General features: G+C 72.1%; 2 protein-coding genes and 2 pseudogenes. 2 read left to right on the plus strand and 2 right to left on the minus strand.

Features of this window, described 5'->3' with window-relative positions:
• Window positions 1–189, minus strand: a pseudogene (locus tag GUI43_RS33170) (aldehyde dehydrogenase family protein); the annotation flags it as partial.
• A 142-nt stretch (window positions 190–331) separates the two neighbouring features.
• Between GUI43_RS33170 and GUI43_RS33175 the strand changes: the two are divergent.
• Together GUI43_RS33175 and gabT are read left to right on the plus strand one after the other, a co-directional pair.
• Window positions 332–1,768: a gamma-aminobutyraldehyde dehydrogenase gene (locus tag GUI43_RS33175; protein ID WP_112700712.1), complete on the plus strand. Its 1,437-nt coding sequence runs from the start codon at window positions 332–334 to the stop codon at window positions 1,766–1,768.
• 3 nt (window positions 1,769–1,771) lie between these two features.
• The gene (gabT, locus tag GUI43_RS33180) at window positions 1,772–3,052 is read left to right on the plus strand and encodes a 4-aminobutyrate--2-oxoglutarate transaminase (protein ID WP_112700714.1); all 1,281 of its coding nucleotides are present in this window, start codon (window positions 1,772–1,774) and stop codon (window positions 3,050–3,052) included.
• Window positions 3,053–3,091: 39 nt separating this feature from the next.
• On the opposite strand, the pseudogene GUI43_RS33185 reads toward gabT, so the two are convergent.
• A pseudogene (locus GUI43_RS33185) lies at window positions 3,092–3,414 on the minus strand (RlpA-like double-psi beta-barrel domain-containing protein); the annotation flags it as partial.

Here is a 3,414-nt window from a genome sequence, read left to right on the forward strand (position 1 = left end):
GCGGGCGTGCGCGGGCAGGGCCGCGGCCTGCGCGGCCACCCCGGCCGCCGCGGCGACGGCGGCGTCGACCTGGGCGGGCGTGGCGACTGTGGTACGCCCCACCGGGCGACCGTCGTACGGGTGGTGGACGGTCAACTCACCCTCGCCGGTGGCGGGGCGGGAGGCGACGAAGAAGGCTGCGGGCTCCACGCCGAGCAGCGTAGCCGAGCGACCAGTCGACGGAAACAGTCGCGATAACCCTTGTCTGCCGCGAATTCAGTAGCGAAGATGGCAGAGAGATTGCGATAACCGCCGCAGAACCGCGCCCCCGGCCCCCTCGGAGTGATCCCTCATGAGTGACCAGCAGCAGCTGCGCAACTTCGTCAACGGCTCCTACGTCGACCCGTCCGATGGCGGTTACGCCGACCTGGTCGACCCCTGCACGGGTGAGGTCTTCGCCCAGGCCCCGGTCTCCGCCGCCGCCGACGTGGACGCGGCGATGAGCGCCGCCGCCACCGCGTTCGAGAGCTGGCGGGAGGTCACCCCCGCCGAGCGGCAGCGGGCACTGCTCAAGCTCGCCGACGCCGTGGAGGCGCGCGCCGCCGAGCTGGTCGACGCCGAGGTCCGCAACACCGGCAAGCCCCGCCAGCTCACCGCCGAGGAGGAGCTTCCTCCGGCGGTGGACCAGTTCCGGTTCTTCGCCGGTGCCGCACGGATGTTGGAGGGGCGGTCCGCCGGGGAGTACCTGGCCGGGCACACCTCCTATGTGCGGCGTGAGCCGATCGGCGTCTGCGCGCAGGTCACGCCCTGGAACTACCCGCTGATGATGGCGGTCTGGAAGATCGCCCCCGCGCTCGCCGCCGGCAACACTGTGGTGCTCAAGCCGTCGGACACCACACCGGTGTCGACGCTGCTGCTCGCCGAGATCGCCGCCGAGTTCTTCCCACCGGGGGTGTTCAACGTGGTCTGCGGCGACCGGGACACCGGTCGTACTCTCGTGTCGCACCCGACCCCGCAGCTGGTGTCGATCACCGGCTCGACCCGCGCGGGCATGGAGGTAGCCGCCGCGGCGGCCCCCGACCTGAAGCGCACCCACCTGGAGTTGGGCGGCAAGGCCCCGGTGGTGATCTTCGACGACGCGGACGTGGCGGCGGCCGCCGAGGCCATCGCGCTGGGCGGCTACTTCAACGCCGGGCAGGACTGCACGGCTGCCACCCGGGTGCTGGCCGGCCCCGGCATCCACGACGACTTCGTGGCGGCACTCGCCGAGCAGGCCCGCAACACGAAGACCGGCGCGCCGGACGACGCCGACGTGCTCTACGGTCCGCTGAACAACGCCAACCAGCTCACCCGGGTCAGCGGTTTCGTGGACCGCCTGCCGGACCACGCGGCGATCCAGACCGGTGGGTCCCGGCAGGGCGAACGCGGCTACTTCTACGCCCCGACGGTGGTCTCCGGGCTGCGTCAGGCCGACGAGATCATCCAGGACGAGGTGTTCGGGCCGGTCATCACCGTGCAGCGCTTCTCCGACGAGGACGAGGCGGTGCGCTGGGCCAACGGCGTCGACTACGGCCTGTCCGCGTCGGTCTGGACGCGCGACCACGGCCGGGCCATGCGGATGACCCGTCGACTGGACTTCGGCTGCGTCTGGGTCAACACGCACATCCCGTTCGTCTCCGAGATGCCGCACGGTGGCTTCAAGCACTCCGGGCACGGCAAGGACCTCTCGGTCTACAGCCTGGAGGACTACACCCGGATCAAGCACGTCATGCACAACCTGGGGAGCTGAGCCATGCCGTCGAGCGAGGAGCTGCACAAGCGGCGCGGCGATGCGGTGGCTCGTGGTGTCGGCAGTGTGATCCCGTCCTACGTGGACCACGCGTCGGGCGGGACGATCACCGACGTGGACGGCCGGGAGTGGATCGACTTCGCCGCCGGCATCGCCGTGACCAGCGTGGGCAACTCGGCCCCCAGGGTGGTCGAGGCGGTCCGGGCCCAGGTGGAGCGGTTCACCCACACCTGCTTCATGGTCGCGCCCTACGAGTCGTACGTGGCGGTGTGCGAGCAGCTCAACGCGTTGACGCCCGGCGGGTTCGCGAAACGCTCGGCGTTGTTCAACTCCGGCGCGGAGGCGGTGGAGAACGCCGTCAAGGTCGCCCGGCACGCCACCGGGCGGCCGGCGGTAGTGGTGTTCGACCACGCGTACCACGGCCGGACCAACCTGACCATGGCGTTGACCGCGAAGAACATGCCGTACAAGCACCGGTTCGGGCCGTTCGCCGGGGAGATCTACCGGGTGCCGATGTCGTACCCGCTGCGTGATGGCGGGCTCTCCGGCGCGGAGGCGGCGGCCCGGGCCGTCGAGATGATCGAGAAGCAGGTCGGCGCGGAGAACGTCGCCGCGCTGCTCATCGAGCCGATCCAGGGCGAGGGTGGCTTCGTCGTACCCGCGCCGGGTTTCCTGCCCGCGCTGCGGGCCTGGGCGACGGCGGCCGGGGTGGTCTTCGTCGCCGACGAGATCCAGACCGGTTTCTGCCGTACCGGTGACTGGTTCGCCTGTCAGCACGAGGGCGTCGAACCCGACCTGGTGACGCTGGCCAAGGGCATCGCCGGTGGCCTGCCGTTGGCCGCGGTGACCGGTCGGGCCGAGCTGATGGACGCGGTGCACGTCGGTGGGCTCGGCGGCACCTACGGCGGCAACCCGATCGCCTGCGCCGCCGCGCTGGCCACCATCGAGACCATGCACGAGCTGGACCTGGCCGCTGCGGCCCGACGGATCGAGTCGGTGCTGGTCCCCCGGCTACGGGCCATCGCCGAGCGGGATCCCCGGGTCGCCGAGGTACGCGGCCGGGGGGCGATGCTCGCCGTGGAGCTGGTGCTGCCGGGCACCCTCACCCCCGACCCGGTCGCCACGGCGGCGATCTCGGCGGCCTGTCACGCCGCCGGCCTGCTCACCCTGACCTGCGGCACGTACGGCAACGTGCTGCGCTTCCTGCCCCCGCTGGTGATCTCCGACGGGCACCTCGGTCGGGGTGCCGACCTCCTCGACGCCGCCTTCGGCGGAGCAGGCTGAGCGGCGGAGGGGCCCGGTGCACGGGCCCCTCCACCGAAGTCAGCGAAGCACCTCGACAGTGTTGCGACGCACCAGGTTCTTGCCCGGTTCACGGATCTGCTCCATCGCGGCGGAGTTGAGCAGCACGCAGCTGCCCGACGGGCCGGTCACCGTCACAGTGGTCGCCCGGTTGTTGTCCAGGTTGGTCACCCGCAGCCGGGTCCCGACCGGGAACTGCCCACTGGTCGCCGCCGGTCCGGCCGCCTCCTCGAAGAAGGTGATCGCCCCGGAGCACGCCGACCGGGGCGCCGGGCCGGGCGCGCCGGGAGACGCGGCGCCGGGGCGGACGGTGCCGGGGGCCGGAGCGCCGGCGGGCGGGGCCG

It is taken from the genome of Micromonospora noduli, from assembly GCF_003264365.1.
Lineage (GTDB): Bacteria > Actinomycetota > Actinomycetes > Mycobacteriales > Micromonosporaceae > Micromonospora > Micromonospora noduli.

Excerpts from the sequence above, each read along its gene's own strand:
- gabT (WP_112700714.1), top strand. The coding sequence starts at position 1,772 with ATGCCGTCGAGCGAGGAGCTGCACAAGCGGCGCGGCGATGCGGTGGCT.
- GUI43_RS33175 (WP_112700712.1), top strand. The coding sequence starts at position 332 with ATGAGTGACCAGCAGCAGCTGCGCAACTTCGTCAACGGCTCCTACGTC.